General features: G+C 37.0%; 16 protein-coding genes, 1 tRNA gene, 1 other RNA gene and 1 other annotated feature. Of the genes, 14 read left to right on the forward strand and 4 right to left on the reverse strand.

The window, feature by feature from the left end; all coding sequences use genetic code 11:
- Window positions 1-109: 109 nt before the first annotated feature.
- Window positions 110-1,111, reverse strand: coding sequence for a YaaC family protein (locus RBB48_RS30330; protein WP_088061445.1), 1,002 nt, complete (start codon window positions 1,109-1,111; stop codon window positions 110-112).
- Between the two features lie 115 nt (window positions 1,112-1,226).
- Between RBB48_RS30330 and guaB the strand changes: the two genes are divergently transcribed.
- The 7 genes from guaB to RBB48_RS30365 all read left to right on the forward strand — a co-directional run bounded on the left by guaB (window position 1,227) and on the right by RBB48_RS30365 (window position 8,179).
- Window positions 1,227-2,690, forward strand: a complete 1,464-nt coding sequence (guaB, locus tag RBB48_RS30335) for an IMP dehydrogenase (protein ID WP_000264076.1) — start codon at window positions 1,227-1,229, stop codon at window positions 2,688-2,690.
- Window positions 2,691-2,803: 113 nt separating this feature from the next.
- On the forward strand, window positions 2,804-4,111 hold the full coding sequence (gene dacA / locus RBB48_RS30340) for a D-alanyl-D-alanine carboxypeptidase DacA (RefSeq protein ID WP_306008735.1): 1,308 nt from the start codon (window positions 2,804-2,806) through the stop codon (window positions 4,109-4,111).
- 161 nt (window positions 4,112-4,272) lie between these two features.
- Window positions 4,273-5,160 carry a pyridoxal 5'-phosphate synthase lyase subunit PdxS gene (pdxS, locus tag RBB48_RS30345; protein ID WP_000186157.1) on the forward strand — a complete coding sequence of 296 codons (888 nt, stop codon included), beginning with the start codon at window positions 4,273-4,275 and terminating at the stop codon, window positions 5,158-5,160.
- Between the two features lie 18 nt (window positions 5,161-5,178).
- Window positions 5,179-5,769: a pyridoxal 5'-phosphate synthase glutaminase subunit PdxT gene (pdxT, locus tag RBB48_RS30350; protein ID WP_000238772.1), complete on the forward strand. Its 591-nt coding sequence runs from the start codon at window positions 5,179-5,181 to the stop codon at window positions 5,767-5,769.
- 54 nt (window positions 5,770-5,823) lie between these two features.
- Window positions 5,824-6,045 (forward strand) — a binding site (T-box leader).
- Between the two features lie 51 nt (window positions 6,046-6,096).
- Entirely contained in the window at window positions 6,097-7,371 is a 1,275-nt protein-coding gene (gene serS, locus RBB48_RS30355; protein ID WP_048543009.1) for a serine--tRNA ligase, read from the forward strand.
- Window positions 7,372-7,527: 156 nt separating this feature from the next.
- Window positions 7,528-7,620: transfer RNA gene (locus RBB48_RS30360), tRNA-Ser, on the forward strand.
- 166 nt (window positions 7,621-7,786) lie between these two features.
- Window positions 7,787-8,179, forward strand: coding sequence for a sigma factor-like helix-turn-helix DNA-binding protein (locus tag RBB48_RS30365; protein WP_000364198.1), 393 nt, complete (start codon window positions 7,787-7,789; stop codon window positions 8,177-8,179).
- Window positions 8,180-8,214: 35 nt separating this feature from the next.
- Here the strand turns inward: RBB48_RS30365 and RBB48_RS30370 are convergent, their stop codons facing one another.
- The 3 genes from RBB48_RS30370 to RBB48_RS30380 form a co-directional block, all read right to left on the reverse strand.
- Complete coding sequence (locus RBB48_RS30370; protein ID WP_001053583.1) at window positions 8,215-8,883, reverse strand: deoxynucleoside kinase; 669 nt, start codon at window positions 8,881-8,883, stop codon at window positions 8,215-8,217.
- Window positions 8,884-8,885: 2 nt separating this feature from the next.
- Window positions 8,886-9,521 (reverse strand): deoxynucleoside kinase, encoded by a 636-nt coding sequence (locus tag RBB48_RS30375; RefSeq protein ID WP_000148207.1) that lies wholly within the window; start codon window positions 9,519-9,521, stop codon window positions 8,886-8,888.
- A 125-nt stretch (window positions 9,522-9,646) separates the two neighbouring features.
- Window positions 9,647-10,186, reverse strand: coding sequence for a cysteine hydrolase family protein (locus tag RBB48_RS30380; RefSeq protein ID WP_000798743.1), 540 nt, complete (start codon window positions 10,184-10,186; stop codon window positions 9,647-9,649).
- Between the two features lie 107 nt (window positions 10,187-10,293).
- On the opposite strand from RBB48_RS30380, the gene tadA reads away from it, so the two are divergent.
- The 7 genes from tadA to RBB48_RS30415 all read left to right on the forward strand — a co-directional run bounded on the left by tadA (window position 10,294) and on the right by RBB48_RS30415 (window position 14,645).
- Window positions 10,294-10,794 carry a tRNA adenosine(34) deaminase TadA gene (gene tadA, locus RBB48_RS30385; protein WP_002108901.1) on the forward strand — a complete coding sequence of 167 codons (501 nt, stop codon included), beginning with the start codon at window positions 10,294-10,296 and terminating at the stop codon, window positions 10,792-10,794.
- Between the two features lie 80 nt (window positions 10,795-10,874).
- Window positions 10,875-11,139, forward strand: an RNA gene (gene ffs, locus RBB48_RS30390) — signal recognition particle sRNA large type.
- 132 nt (window positions 11,140-11,271) lie between these two features.
- Window positions 11,272-12,960, forward strand: a complete 1,689-nt coding sequence (gene dnaX / locus RBB48_RS30395) for a DNA polymerase III subunit gamma/tau (protein WP_000121581.1) — start codon at window positions 11,272-11,274, stop codon at window positions 12,958-12,960.
- A gap of 25 nt (window positions 12,961-12,985) precedes the next feature.
- Window positions 12,986-13,312, forward strand: a complete 327-nt coding sequence (locus RBB48_RS30400) for a YbaB/EbfC family nucleoid-associated protein (protein ID WP_170771173.1) — start codon at window positions 12,986-12,988, stop codon at window positions 13,310-13,312.
- A gap of 14 nt (window positions 13,313-13,326) precedes the next feature.
- Window positions 13,327-13,923: a recombination protein RecR gene (gene recR, locus RBB48_RS30405; RefSeq protein ID WP_306008734.1), complete on the forward strand. Its 597-nt coding sequence runs from the start codon at window positions 13,327-13,329 to the stop codon at window positions 13,921-13,923.
- 14 nt (window positions 13,924-13,937) lie between these two features.
- Window positions 13,938-14,159 (forward strand): YaaL family protein, encoded by a 222-nt coding sequence (locus RBB48_RS30410; protein WP_000466020.1) that lies wholly within the window; start codon window positions 13,938-13,940, stop codon window positions 14,157-14,159.
- 216 nt (window positions 14,160-14,375) lie between these two features.
- On the forward strand, window positions 14,376-14,645 hold the full coding sequence (locus RBB48_RS30415) for a pro-sigmaK processing inhibitor BofA family protein (protein ID WP_001089486.1): 270 nt from the start codon (window positions 14,376-14,378) through the stop codon (window positions 14,643-14,645).
- Window positions 14,646-14,846: the final 201 nt, after the last annotated feature.

Below are 14,846 nucleotides of genomic sequence, written 5' to 3' on the forward strand. Positions count from 1 at the left end.
GAACACGGAAGTTAAGCTCTCTAGCGCCGATGGTAGTTGGGACCTTGTCCCTGTGAGAGTAGGACGTCGCCAAGCAATTAAAAACACAAGTCTTTTGACTTGTGTTTTTTTATTTCCCATGAAATAGGCTCGGTTCTGTTAGTAAAAAAGACGAAATATAGTAAGGGATTTTTTGAGCAGAAATAGTAAGAAATTGATAAATAAATGGATAATCTTCAGAGCCATAGCTCCCAAGTAAATCATACCACCAATCTGTTTCGTATCTAGAAATCATACTTAAATTGTAGAGCAATAAATAATGAACAAGAAGTTCAGGTAATACTGGTTTAGGATTTCTCGGGTCAATTGGAATTGGTAAGTAATAAGTATCAGCAAGATATTCGTAGTATAAAGGCGTACTATATATAGGGTTCCACGACTGGATAGGAGCTGTAAAAAGCAGATTCGATCCGCTCGTTTTCCCAGGAACATGTTGTATGGATAAATGCTTACAAGTTGATTCAATGTAACGTGAAAATCTTTCTGTAGTCATATGGAGTCGATCTAGTATGTTGACCGAAAAGGAAAGTTCATTTGTATTTGTTGAATCGATTTTATATAAAGTGGCCCCCCTTTGACTATAGCGAAATAAATTTTGTAATTCGGGAATATTTCCCATTAGATCTAGCATGTTAAACTTCTCTGCTTCTAAGTGTTTCATGTGAAACAGCTGTTCTGCAATATGAGTAAATAATCCATTTTTTTGCACCTTCACCTCATCTTCTAAAAATTGATACCCCTGTTTTTTTCGTTTACGAGTCGTAACACCATGAGCTAAAACAGTAGTGGATTCTGGATAGTTAGGATCAATAGTTAGTAAGCAGGCTTTAAAAAGTTGGCTCATTCCATAAAACAATAACATTGGCTGAATCGAAAAGGGGGCTACCTTATATAATTCATAATAGTTTTTCCCGTGTTCTAAGTAATAAATAAAGGGATAACAATTTTCGAAACTTTTTTTTTCAGCATCTTGTATGGAGGATTTTTCATAGCAACGGGCAAGATAACGTTGTACATTTTGAGATGAAAAGAAGAAACTTAATTGCTGCCAAGTACAATGTGTTTGATGCATATATTACGCTCCTTTTATTGTCTAAAAATTCTAACATATATATACGTCCTTGACAGTATTTTAACCAATTGATAAGCTACTAATAATAATTTCTGGTATCATGGGGGGAACAATTATGTGGGAATCTAAATTTGTTAAAGAAGGTTTGACTTTTGATGACGTATTACTTGTACCAGCAAAGTCAGATGTACTACCAAGAGAAGTAAGTGTTAAAACAGTTTTATCTGAAAGCTTACAGTTAAATATCCCGTTAATTAGTGCAGGAATGGATACAGTAACAGAAGCTGATATGGCTATTGCAATGGCTCGTCAAGGCGGTTTAGGAATTATTCATAAAAACATGTCTATTGAACAACAAGCGGAGCAAGTTGATAAAGTAAAACGTTCTGAAAGTGGCGTTATTTCAGATCCTTTCTTTTTAACTCCAGAACATCAAGTGTATGATGCAGAGCATCTTATGGGAAAATACCGTATCTCAGGTGTACCGGTTGTAAATAATTTAGACGAGCGAAAATTAGTTGGTATTATTACAAACCGTGATATGCGTTTTATCCAAGACTACTCAATCAAAATTTCCGACGTAATGACAAAAGAAAAGCTAATTACAGCTCCAGTTGGTACAACGCTGGAAGAAGCTGAAAAGATCCTACAAAAGTACAAGATTGAAAAACTCCCTCTCGTTGATAACAACGGTGTATTACAAGGGCTTATTACAATAAAAGATATTGAAAAAGTAATTGAATTCCCAAATTCTGCGAAGGATAAGCAAGGACGCTTATTAGTTGGAGCAGCGGTTGGTGTAACGGCTGATGCTATGCTTCGTATCGACGCATTAGTAAAAGCTAGCGTAGATGCAATCGTACTTGATACAGCTCATGGACATTCTCAAGGTGTTATTGATAAAGTGAAAGAAGTTCGTGCGAAATATCCATCACTAAATATTATCGCTGGAAATGTTGCTACTGCTGAAGCAACGAAAGCATTAATTGAAGCAGGTGCAAACGTAGTTAAAGTTGGTATTGGACCAGGCTCTATTTGTACGACACGCGTTGTAGCTGGCGTGGGTGTACCACAATTAACAGCAGTTTATGATTGTGCAACAGAAGCTCGTAAACACGGTATTCCAGTTATTGCTGATGGTGGTGTTAAGTACTCTGGTGACATGGTAAAAGCTTTAGCAGCAGGAGCACACGTTGTTATGCTAGGTAGTATGTTTGCTGGTGTTGCTGAAAGCCCTGGAGAAACTGAAATTTATCAAGGTCGTCAATTTAAAGTATATCGTGGTATGGGTTCTGTCGGAGCGATGGAAAAAGGAAGTAAAGACCGTTACTTCCAAGAAGGAAATAAAAAACTTGTTCCAGAAGGTATTGAAGGTCGAGTACCATATAAAGGACCTTTAGCCGATACAGTTCATCAATTAGTTGGTGGATTACGTGCCGGTATGGGATATTGCGGAGCTCAGAATTTAGAATTCTTACGTGAGAATGCACAATTCATTCGTATGTCAGGTGCTGGTTTACGTGAAAGTCACCCTCATCACGTACAAATTACAAAAGAGGCTCCAAACTACTCATTGTAATGTCTTATATACAAATAGACGGAGATTTGATATCTCTGTCTATTTTTTTTTGATTATGTTAGAATAACGGTTATGTGAGTACATAGATATTGGGGGTAGCAAAAGTGAAAGGTATGTTTTGCAAAAGATTCATTGCTTTAGTAACAATGCTTACACTAGCTTGTAGTATGTTGTTACCATATAGCAATGCATCAGCAGAAACAGGAGCTGCTTTAAACATTGAAGCAGGTGCAGCAATTTTAGTTGAAGCGAATTCTGGGAAAATTTTATATCAAAAGAATGCAGATGAATTATTATCAATTGCTAGTATGACAAAGATGATGAGTGAATATTTAGTTCATGAAGCAGTGGATAAAGGAAAACTTAAGTGGGATCAAAAAATTAAGGTTTCTGAATATGCGTATAAAGTTTCACAAGATGCTTCTTTATCAAATGTTGCATTAGAAAAAGGTGGCATTTATACAGTAAAAGAGTTATATGAAGCAATGGCAATCTTTTCTGCAAATGGTGCAACAATTGCATTAGCAGAAGCAATTGCAGGTAAAGAAGTAGACTTCGTAAAAATGATGAATGATAAATCGAAAGAACTAGGGTTGAAAAATTATAAATTTGTCAATTCTACAGGTTTAACGAATAAAGATTTAAAGGGAATGCATCCTGAAGGAACAACAGCGGATGAAGAAAATAAAATGTCTGCAAAGGATGTTGTAACTTTAGCACAACATTTAATTAAAGATTATCCAAAAGTGTTAGATACAGCAAAAATCCCGAAAAAAGAATTCCGTCCAGAAAAAGAGAAGTTTGCAATGTCGAACTGGAACTGGATGTTAAAGGGCTTAGTGAAAGAATATGATGGCGTAGATGGCCTGAAAACAGGCTCGACTCCAGAAGCAGGGGATTGCTTCACTGGTACGGTTGAAAGAAACGGAATGCGTTTTATTTCTGTAGTTATTAAAACAAGTTCTCATACAGCACGTTTTGATGAAACAAAGAAGCTATATGATTATGGATTTGCTAACTTTGAAATGAAGCAAATGTATAAAAAAGATTCTTCAGTAAAAGGACAAGAAACAGTACGAGTAGAAAATGCTAAAGATAAAGATGTAGCAGTTCAAACAAAACAAGCTGTTTCACTTCCGGTGCCAAAAGGAAGTAAAGATGTTTATAAAACAGAATTAAAAGAAGCAAATAAGGGACAAGAAGCACCTATTAAAAAGGGAGCTGCACTTGGCCAAATGGTAATCACACCAAAAGATGCGAATGATCCTGGATTTTTATCTGGTAAGTCATTACAAATAGATCTTGTAACAACGTCTGCAGTAGAGGAAGCGAATTGGTTTACTCGCTTTATGCGCGGAATTGGTTCTTTCTTTAGTGGTATATGGAATAGTGCTGTTGATACAGTAAAAGGTTGGTTTTAAAAGCTCCTCATTGTAGGGGCTTTTTCTTATTCCTATTTTTCATACCGACTTTATGAAAAAGTAGTAGACAAGCATCTGATAGTTAGTGGTAGAATGTAAGAGTATTCTTAATTTTCGCCTTTAACGGGGAAAAGCAATTCACCTAGGGGGGTTTTTGTAACATGACAAATGTAACAGGGACAGAACGTGTAAAACGTGGAATGGCAGAAATGCAAAAAGGCGGCGTTATTATGGACGTAATTAACGCTGAACAAGCAAAAATTGCAGAAGAGGCAGGCGCAGTTGCTGTTATGGCACTAGAGCGTGTACCAGCAGATATTCGTGCAGCAGGTGGCGTTTCTCGTATGGCAGACCCAACAATCGTTGAAGAAGTTATGGGCGCTGTTTCAATTCCGGTTATGGCAAAATGCCGTATCGGTCATCTTGTAGAAGCACGTGTATTAGAATCATTAGGGGTAGACTATATCGATGAGAGTGAAGTATTAACTCCTGCTGATGAAGTATACCATTTAAATAAACGTGATTACACAGTTCCGTTTGTATGTGGTTGCCGTGATATCGGAGAAGCTGCACGTCGTATTGCAGAAGGTGCATCTATGCTTCGTACAAAAGGTGAACCAGGAACAGGAAACATTGTAGAGGCAGTGCGTCATATGCGCCAAGTCAATGCAGAAATCCGTCAAGTTGCAAGTCTACGTGAAGATGAGTTAATGACATATGCAAAAAATACTGGTGCTCCTTATGAAGTATTACTTGAAATTAAACGCCTTGGTCGTTTGCCAGTTGTAAACTTCGCAGCAGGTGGTGTAGCAACACCAGCAGATGCAGCGTTAATGATGCAACTTGGTGCAGATGGTGTATTTGTTGGATCTGGTATCTTCAAATCAGAGAATCCAGAGAAATTTGCACGCGCAATCGTTGAAGCGACGACACATTATGAGGATTACGAACTAATTGCAAGCCTTTCTAAAGGATTAGGTAATGCGATGAAAGGTATCGAAATTTCAACGTTATTACCAGAACAACGTATGCAAGAGCGTGGATGGTAATTGAAGGAGAACTTTAAAATGGTGAAAATCGGTGTACTAGGTCTTCAAGGTGCAGTTCGTGAGCATATAAAATCAGTTGAAGCAAGTGGTGCAGAAGCTGTTGTTGTAAAGCGTATAGAGCAACTTGAAGAGATTGATGGTCTTATTTTACCAGGCGGTGAAAGTACAACAATGCGCCGTCTTATTGATAAGTATGCTTTCATGGAACCACTTCGTACATTCGCGAAGTCTGGTAAACCAATGTTTGGTACATGTGCAGGTATGATTCTTCTTGCAAAAACACTTATTGGCTATGAAGAAGCACATATTGGTGCTATGGATATTACAGTAGAGCGCAATGCGTTCGGACGCCAAAAAGATAGCTTTGAAGCCGCACTGTCAATTAAAGGTGTAGGAGAAGAATTTATTGGTGTATTTATTCGTGCTCCGTATGTTGTAAATGTAGCTGATGATGTTGAAGTACTTTCCACACATGGTGATCGAATGGTAGCAGTAAAACAAAATCAGTTTTTAGCTGCTTCATTCCATCCAGAATTAACGGATGATCATCGTGTGACAGCATACTTTGTAGAAATGGTAAAAGAAGCGAAAATGAAAAAAGTTGTATAAGTAACTTGCAACTTGTATAAGATTATAGTAAATTGATGGTAACAATTTTATAAAATAAGCGTGTTGATAGGAAGTAGTAACAAATGCCGTTTCTTATAGAGAGTCGATGGTTGGTGGAAATCGATAGAAACAGTTTGTGAATCCATCCTGGAATGGAATGTGGAATATCTTTATGATTAGTAAACATTCCCGGTGAAGAGCCGTTATTTCTACTTGAGAGGAAAGCGGTAATGCTTTCAACTAGGGTGGCAACGCGGGTTAACTCCCGTCCCTTTATATAGGGACGGGAGTTTTTTGTGTTTTATAAAATAAAAGGAGGAGTATATAATGCTTGATATTAAATTTTTACGTACAAATTTTGAAGAAGTAAAAGCAAAGTTACAGCATAGAGGCGAAGATTTAACTGATTTTGGTCGTTTTGAAGAGCTGGATACGAGAAGAAGAGAATTACTTGTTCAAACAGAGGAATTAAAAAGTAAACGTAACGAAGTATCTCAACAAATCTCTGTATTGAAGCGTGAAAAGAAAGATGCAGAAGCTCTAATTCTAGAAATGCGTGAAGTTGGAGAAAAAGTAAAAGATCTTGATAATGAACTTCGTACAGTTGAAGAAGATTTAGAAAGATTAATGTTATCTATTCCAAATATACCTCATGAATCTGCTCCAATTGGTGAAACAGAGGATGATAATGTAGTAGCACGTAATTGGGGAGAAGTGAAAGAATTTGCTTTTGAACCAAAACCACATTGGGATCTTGCTACAGATTTAGGAATTTTAGATTTCGAGCGTGCTGGGAAGGTAACAGGAAGCCGCTTCGTATTCTATAAAGGTGCTGGCGCGAGATTAGAGCGTGCTTTAATTAGCTTTATGCTTGATCTTCATACTGACGAGCATGGATACGAAGAAGTATTACCTCCGTATATGGTAAACCGTGCAAGTATGACAGGAACAGGACAACTTCCGAAATTTGAAGAAGATGCATTCCGTATTGAAAGTGAAGATTACTTCTTAATTCCAACAGCTGAAGTACCTGTAACGAACATGCACCGTGATGAAATCTTAAATAAAGAGCAACTGCCTATACGATATGCTGCATTTAGCTCTTGTTTCCGTTCTGAAGCGGGTTCAGCTGGCCGTGATACACGTGGCTTAATTCGTCAGCATCAGTTCAATAAAGTAGAGCTTGTAAAGTTCGTAAAACCAGAAGATTCTTATGAAGAGTTAGAAAAACTAACAAATGATGCAGAACGCGTGTTACAATTATTAGAGTTGCCATATCGCGTTATGAGCATGTGCACAGGCGATTTAGGATTTACAGCAGCGAAGAAATACGATATCGAAGTATGGATTCCAAGCTATGGCACATATCGTGAGATTTCTTCTTGTAGTAATTTTGAGGCTTTCCAAGCGAGACGTGCAAATATCCGTTTCCGTCGTGAGCCAAACGGCAAACCAGAACATGTTCATACATTAAATGGATCTGGTCTTGCAATTGGACGTACGGTGGCAGCTATTTTAGAGAACTACCAACAAGAAGATGGTACAATTATAATTCCAGAAGTTCTTCGCCCTTATATGGGAGGAAAAACAGTTATTAAGTAAATTTATAAACATTCATCGGTATGAGTGATTGGTAATTATGAGCGTTGTCAGTACTATAATGTAGGAGAGGAAAAGTAAAATTTTCCTTTCCTCATAATTTATTTTAGTAGGGTTGACTAACTGTTTTTCTTTTGATATTATATTTGATGTCAATATGGAGGTATACCCAAGTCTGGCTGAAGGGATCGGTCTTGAAAACCGACAGGCGGCGAGAGTCGCGCGGGGGTTCGAATCCCTCTACCTCCTCCAGATATAATTGACAACAGCGCATATAAGTGGAGATTGGAGAACTCGTTACCAACACGTAACGAGTTTTTATTTTAAAACCAATCATAAAGTATGGTGTAAGGCGATTTTGTCCTTATTACACACTCATATTCCGATGATTATCTTCATAGATATGAAAGGAGTCAACATGGATCTTATTATACAAACGTTTCCTTTAGATGGAAAAACTTTATATTATGTACAATGTCCTGTCTGTAAGAACAATAGAATTTTAAACAGTGGTGCAAATGTGTCACGCATTATAAGCGATGATACATTCCGTAAACTTTGTGGTTGCACTTGTGATGTAAAGCAAACTGCGACAAAAGTAGAGGCGCCAAAAAAAGTTGAAAAAGCAGCTGTAAAGAAAGAAGCAGCTCCAAAACGTACAGGTAAAGTATTAACAGCAGTGATTAACGGGAAAGAAATGACTGTTAAAGAGATTGCTGAAACATACGATATTAGTACAAGTACTGTTCGTCAGCGTATTAACGCTGGAAAACCTGAGAGTGAAATTATTGCTCCGACAAAAAAGAAGTAATTTAATAGAAAAACCCGTGCGTATGCACGGGTTTTTTATTTTACAAGTTTACGTGTTTGTTTTAAAAAATGGCCAATTTTTTTAATGATTGGTTCGATTGAATCACCATCTTTTAAAATATCGTATTCATTAATGTTTAATCGTAAAACAGGGCATGCATTAAAGTTATTAATCCAGTTTTCGTAACGGCCATGCATCTCTTTCCAATACTCAATTGGTGTTTGTTGTTCCATCGGACGTCCGCGTTCTTGGATACGATCAACAATATCATCGAAAGAACCTTCTAAGTAAATTAATAAATCAGGATGAGGGAAGTAAGGAGTCATGACCATAGCGTCAAATAAACCTTTGTATGTTTCATAATCAGTTTCCGTCATTGTACCTTTTTCATGATGCATCTTTGCAAAAATTCCAGTGTCTTCATATATAGAGCGATCTTGAACAAAACCGCCACCGTATTCAAAAATTCTTTTTTGTTCTTTAAATCGTTCTGCTAAAAAGTACACTTGCAAGTGGAAGCTCCAGCGTGTGAAATCAGCATAGAACTTGTCCAAATACGGGTTCGAATCTACCTTTTCAAATGATGTGCGATAACCTAAAGCGTTAGCTAATGCAGTTGTCATAGTTGATTTTCCGACACCTACTGTTCCAGCAATAGTGATTACTGCGTCATTTGGTATATCATATTTTTGCCTTAAATTCATTGTTATTCCGACTCCTTTAAGAGAGTATTTTGAAGGGCGGATAGGATGACGTTTAAATCATCAGGATTTTTTACAAAATCCATATCGTCTCCGTTAAATTTTAATACTGGGATATCTGGATGATCTTTTTTAAAAGTATCCATTGCTGTTTCGTAATCTTTTGTGAGCTGTAGTAAGTAATTTGGATCCATGTTTTTTTCGAATTCTCTTCCGCGCATCGCAATTCGTGTTTGTAATGTTTCCAAGCTAGCTGTTAAATAAACGATAACGTTTGGTACAGGCATATCTTGTGTAAGGATACGATAGATTTGCATGTACTTGTCATATTGAGAATTCTTTAATGTACGGGATGCAAAAATTAAATTTTTAAATATATGATAATCCGCTACTACTGGTTTCCTTTGATTCAAATACTTTATGTTAATATCTTCTAATTGTTTGTATCTATTACAAAGAAAGAACATCTCTGTTTGAAAACTCCATTCGTCGATGTCTTCATAGAATTTTCCTAAAAAAGGATTCTCATCAACAATTTCTTTTAGTAAGTGGAGTTGCATGTGAGTTGAAATTGCCTTCGCAAGTGAGGTTTTTCCAACACCAATTGGTCCTTCAACCGTGATAAATGGTACTCCGGTCACGCTGTTTCCTCCTTTCAATCAGTGATTTACCGTGACTACTAAAAACACAAAACAGAATTATTGTAGCACAGGAGGGAAGCGAGCGGGTTAATTTGATATAAAAAGTTAGAAAATAAATATATGTATTAATTAATTTTTATTTGAGATGACGGTACTATATTTGCTTTTAATGTGGCTTCCATTATTTTTAAAGCATGCAGATTATCCTGATCATGATTAGAGGCAATACAGTCCTGTGGTACATACAGTGTATAATTTCTCATATGAGCATCGTTAGCTGTAAAGAGGATACATATATTCCCGGCGACTCCTGTCAATATTAGATTTTCTATTTTTAAATAGCCTAATAAGGAATTTAAAGGTGTTTCATAAAAAGCAGAGTAATGTGGTTTAATAAAAATGTAATCATCAGTATTTGGAGCAATCTTATGAATGATATTTTCACTATACTCATTTGTACAATGAGTAATTAGTTGGTCAATATCAGATCTCCAAAGTTGATAATGGTCATTAACATAAATTATGGGGTAGCCAAAGGATTTCATTGTTTTCTTTAATTGTAAAATAGGGTTTGTTATAATTTCGCATTTTTTAGCTAGGGTGGGCCCGTGTGAAAATTGAAAATCATTAATCATATCGATAATGAGTAAGGCAGTATTCTTCATATGTAATCCCCTCTCTTTTTTATTAGGGTGGATTGAATTTGTAAAAGTTATCCCAGGTGCAGTAAATGGAAAAAAGTGTATTTTATTTTAGGTGAAAGGACTATGGTATGGAACACGATCAAGATATTTATTTTATGCAGTTAGCAATAGAAGAGGCTAAAAAAGCAGAGGCAATACAAGAAGTACCGATTGGTGCAGTTATAGTGTTAGATGGTGAAGTAATTAGTGTTGCTCATAATTTAAGAGAAACTGAACAAAGATCAATAGCTCACGCTGAGTTATTAGCTATTGATGAGGCGTGCAAAAAATTAGGGACATGGCGTTTAGAAGATGCGACGTTATATGTAACATTAGAGCCTTGTCCGATGTGTGCGGGTGGAATTGTTTTATCACGAGTGAAGCGAGTTGTATATGGTGCAAGTGATCCGAAAGGTGGATGTGCAGGGACTTTGATGAATCTTTTAACGGATGAACGCTTTAATCATCAATGCGAGGTAGTTGCTGGTGTATTAGAAGAAGAATGCGGTACTTTGTTAACAAACTTTTTTAGAGAGCTTCGTAAAAAAAGAAAAGCGATAAAAAAATTAGAGAAAAGTAACGAGAATTAACGTATTTGCATTTTGTAAAAAAACAAGTTATACTGATAATGCCTTTTAATGAAGGCAACCGAATATTGGTTTTAACTTTGCCGTGCTAAGCGGGGAGGTAGCGGTGCCCTATACTCGCAATCCGCTCTAGCGAGGCCGAATCCCTTCTCGAGGTTATGCTGCTGTAAGGTCTGCCTTAAGTAAGTGGTGTTGACGTTTGGGTCCTGCGCAACGGGACCCCGTGAACCTTGTCAGGTCCGGAAGGAAGCAGCAATAAGCGGGTCTTCTCGTGTGCCGCAGGAGTGCCTGAACCGAGCTAACTGCTTGAGTAACGCTTATGGTACGTAATCGACAGAAGGTGCACGGCAGTTATATATGTATACAAAACTCACCTTAATACTAAGGTGGGTTTTTTGTATAGAAAATAACTTTTGGAATCTATAAACAGAATGGGTTATAATAAATAAGATAATAACCTTTGAGGGAGGCCGTATTTTCGTGTCATACCAAGCGTTATACCGAACATGGAGACCGCAAAAATTTGAAGATGTAGTTGGTCAAAAGCACGTGACAAAAACGTTGCAAAATGCCCTTCTTCAAGAGAAAGTTTCACATGCTTATTTATTTTCTGGGCCGAGGGGAACAGGAAAAACGACAATTGCAAAAGTATTTGCAAAAGCAATCAACTGTGAACATGCTCCGGTAGCTGAACCTTGTAATGAATGTCCTTCTTGTTTGGGGATTACACAAGGATCTATTTCAGATGTATTAGAAATTGATGCGGCTTCAAATAACGGTGTAGATGAAATTCGAGATATTAGAGATAAAGTAAAATATGCTCCAAGTGCTGTAGAATATAAAGTATACATTATTGATGAAGTCCACATGCTTTCTATGGGTGCCTTCAATGCGCTTTTAAAAACGTTAGAAGAGCCGCCAGGACACGTCATCTTTATTTTGGCGACAACAGAACCGCATAAGATTCCGCCTACAATCATTTCACGTTGCCAGCGTTTTGAATTTCGAAAAATATCAGTAAATGATATTGTTGAGAGATTATCGACGGTTGTGACGAATGAAGGTACGCAAGTAGAAGATGAGGCGTTACAAATTGTTGCACGTGCCGCTGAAGGTGGTATGCGTGATGCGCTTAGTCTTATTGATCAGGCAATATCTTATAGTGATGAGACAGTTACGACAGAAGATGTATTAGCTGTGACAGGTTCTGTTTCCCAGCAATACTTAGGTAACTTAGTAGAATGTATACGTGAAAATGATGTATCAAGAGCATTACGTATCATAGATGAGATGATGGGTAAAGGGAAAGATCCAGTTCGTTTTATGGAGGATTTCATTTACTATTATCGCGATATGCTTTTATATCAAACCTCACCACAACTGGAACATATGTTGGAACGAGTAATGGTAGATGAGCAATTCCGGATGTTAAGTGAAGAAATGCAACCGGAAGTAATCTATGAAATCATTCATACGCTTAGTAAGGGACAACAGGAAATGAAGTGGACAAATCATCCGCGAATTTTCTTAGAAGTTGTTATGGTACAACTGTGTCAACAGTTTATGATGCAAGCGAACGGTGCAGATCGTTTACAAGCAATTATGAACAGGATGCAGCAATTGGAGAAAGAGTTAGAACAAGTCAAAAAGAATGGTGTGCCGGCTGGTGTGCAGCAAGAAGTCAGAGAGACACGTGCAACACCAAAGCCAGTGCGTACAGGTAGTATGAAAATTCCTGTTGGACGCGTAAATGAAGTGTTAAAGCAAGCAAAGCGTCAGGATTTAGAACAATTAAAAGCTGTGTGGGGTGAGTTGTTAGGAAGACTCAAATCATACAACAAAGTAGCGTTTGCTGTTTTATTAGAAAATAGCGAACCGGTAGCGGCTTCGGATGATACTTACGTTTTAGCGTTTCAATATGAGATTCACTGTAAAATGGCAAGCGAGAACCGAGAAGCTATGGATACAGTGGAACAAGCCTTATTTGAACTGTTAAGTAAAAGATTAAATATGATTGCCATTCCAAAAAGTGAATGGGGTAAAATCCGTGAAGATTTTTTACAGCGTGAAGGCGAGAATTCTGAAGAAAGCCCAGAGAAAAAAGAAGATCCTCTTATAGAAGAGGCAGTAAAATTAGTAGGACAAGAACTTATTGAAATAAAAGAGTAATAATAATTAGGAGGAATTAATTATGATGCGTGGCGGAATGGGAAATATGAATAATATGATGAAACAAATGCAAAAGATGCAAAAAGATATGGCAAAAGCGCAAGAAGAACTTGGCGAAAAAACAGTTGAAGGTACAGCTGGCGGCGGTATGGTCACAGTTATTGCAAATGGTCATAAGCAAATTCTTGAAGTGAAAGTTAAAGAAGAAGTTGTAGATCCAGAAGATATCGAAATGTTACAAGACTTAGTGTTAGCTGCAACGAATGATGCACTTAAAAAAGCTGATGAACTTTCAAACTCTACAATGGGTAAATTTACAAAAGGCTTAAACTTACCAGGTGGAATGTTCTAGGAGGATACTGATATATGCATTATCCAGAACCGATATCGAAATTAATTGATAGTTTTATGAAGTTGCCAGGAATCGGACCGAAAACAGCGGTTCGATTGGCGTTTTTCGTATTAGATATGAAAGAAGATGATGTGTTAGGTTTTGCAAAAGCACTTGTGAATGCGAAGCGAGATTTAGCGTATTGTTCTGTATGCGGACATATTACTGACCGCGATCCTTGTTATATTTGTAATGATTTGCATCGAGATCAGTCGATTGTTTGTGTTGTGCAGGAACCGAAAGATGTAATCGCAATGGAAAAGATGAAAGAGTATCAAGGTGTATATCATGTGTTACGTGGTGCGATTTCTCCAATGGAGGGAATTGGACCGGAAGACATTAATATCCCGCAACTTTTAAAGCGACTGCATGATGAAACGGTACAAGAAGTGATACTAGCAACAAACCCTAATATTGAAGGGGAAGCTACAGCGATGTATATATCCCGCCTCTTAAAGCCGACAGGTATTAAAGTAACTCGTATTGCACATGGTCTGCCAGTTGGTGGAGATTTAGAATATGCAGATGAAGTGACACTGTCGAAAGCGTTAGAAGGTCGTAGAGAAGTATAAGAGGAGAAACAAAAATGTTCTTTCAAAAAAAGGGTAAATTGCGTAAAGAGTATGATGATAAGCTAATTGTACTATTAGAAAAAGTGAAGAATGAATGGTTACGTCAGAAGAGAATGGTTGAACAAAGTGTGGAACCATCTCAAGATGTACTTTGTTCTTTGAAAATAGCAGAGGCGAAATATTTCTTCTTGTTAAAAGAAGCAAAACGTCGTCCTGTAAAAATGGAACAATGGTAAAAGGTTCTGCTGAAAAAGCAGAACCTTTTATTTTATTTATTAAATATTTAGTGGTTACTTCGTTTGGAAAGAAAGATTAATGGTTTTTATGAAGAAAGTGTTGCCGAATGAAGGTTAACAAGATAAAACAACTGGAGTTGTAGGGTAAATGTTCTTTTTTATCGCCTTGTCCCATACAAATAAATATGTATAGGTCACTTTCATAAGGAGGAAAAAATGAATTCTACAGTTGTTATTGTCGGTATTCTTACTTTAGTTTTTATCTTTCTTGTTTTTGGTGTTTCTTCTAAGCCGTTACGTTTTATAGGAAAAGCGCTCTTTCATGTTACTTTAGGGATAGCATTACTCTTTATCGTAAATGTTGTAGGGACATATTTTGATTTTCATATTCCAATTAACTTGGGAACCGCAACAATCACAAGTATATTAGGCCTACCTGGTGTTGCTGCATTAGTGGTTATTAAGCTTTATATCATGCCAAGATAAAATTATTTTGGCATTTTTTTAAAAAGTGTTGACGAACAAATGATTAATATGGTAAATTAATAAGCGTCGTCAGGAACGAAAGAAAAAAGTTGTTGACAGATTTAACGCAAAATGTTAAATTGTAAAAGTCGCTGAAACGCGATGTTGAACTTTGAAAACTAAACGAAACAAACAACGTGAAACGTCAATTTTTATTTTTAG

The organism is Bacillus sp. MMSF_3353 (assembly GCF_030733445.1).
GTDB lineage: Bacteria > Bacillota > Bacilli > Bacillales > Bacillaceae_G > Bacillus_A > Bacillus_A wiedmannii.

What these genes read in the sequence shown, in the direction of transcription:
- pdxS (WP_000186157.1), top strand. Translation starts at nt 4,273, where the DNA reads ATGACAAATGTAACAGGGACAGAACGTGTAAAACGTGGAATGGCAGAA.
- RBB48_RS30380 (WP_000798743.1), bottom strand. Translation starts at nt 10,186, where the DNA reads ATGAAGAATACTGCCTTACTCATTATCGATATGATTAATGATTTTCAA.
- RBB48_RS30365 (WP_000364198.1), top strand. Translation starts at nt 7,787, where the DNA reads ATGGATCTTATTATACAAACGTTTCCTTTAGATGGAAAAACTTTATAT.
- serS (WP_048543009.1), top strand. Translation starts at nt 6,097, where the DNA reads ATGCTTGATATTAAATTTTTACGTACAAATTTTGAAGAAGTAAAAGCA.
- RBB48_RS30400 (WP_170771173.1), top strand. Translation starts at nt 12,986, where the DNA reads ATGCGTGGCGGAATGGGAAATATGAATAATATGATGAAACAAATGCAA.
- guaB (WP_000264076.1), top strand. Translation starts at nt 1,227, where the DNA reads ATGTGGGAATCTAAATTTGTTAAAGAAGGTTTGACTTTTGATGACGTA.
- RBB48_RS30410 (WP_000466020.1), top strand. Translation starts at nt 13,938, where the DNA reads ATGTTCTTTCAAAAAAAGGGTAAATTGCGTAAAGAGTATGATGATAAG.
- dacA (WP_306008735.1), top strand. Translation starts at nt 2,804, where the DNA reads ATGTTTTGCAAAAGATTCATTGCTTTAGTAACAATGCTTACACTAGCT.
- tadA (WP_002108901.1), top strand. Translation starts at nt 10,294, where the DNA reads ATGGAACACGATCAAGATATTTATTTTATGCAGTTAGCAATAGAAGAG.
- recR (WP_306008734.1), top strand. Translation starts at nt 13,327, where the DNA reads ATGCATTATCCAGAACCGATATCGAAATTAATTGATAGTTTTATGAAG.
- pdxT (WP_000238772.1), top strand. Translation starts at nt 5,179, where the DNA reads ATGGTGAAAATCGGTGTACTAGGTCTTCAAGGTGCAGTTCGTGAGCAT.
- RBB48_RS30330 (WP_088061445.1), bottom strand. Translation starts at nt 1,111, where the DNA reads ATGCATCAAACACATTGTACTTGGCAGCAATTAAGTTTCTTCTTTTCA.
- RBB48_RS30415 (WP_001089486.1), top strand. Translation starts at nt 14,376, where the DNA reads ATGAATTCTACAGTTGTTATTGTCGGTATTCTTACTTTAGTTTTTATC.
- RBB48_RS30370 (WP_001053583.1), bottom strand. Translation starts at nt 8,883, where the DNA reads ATGAATTTAAGGCAAAAATATGATATACCAAATGACGCAGTAATCACT.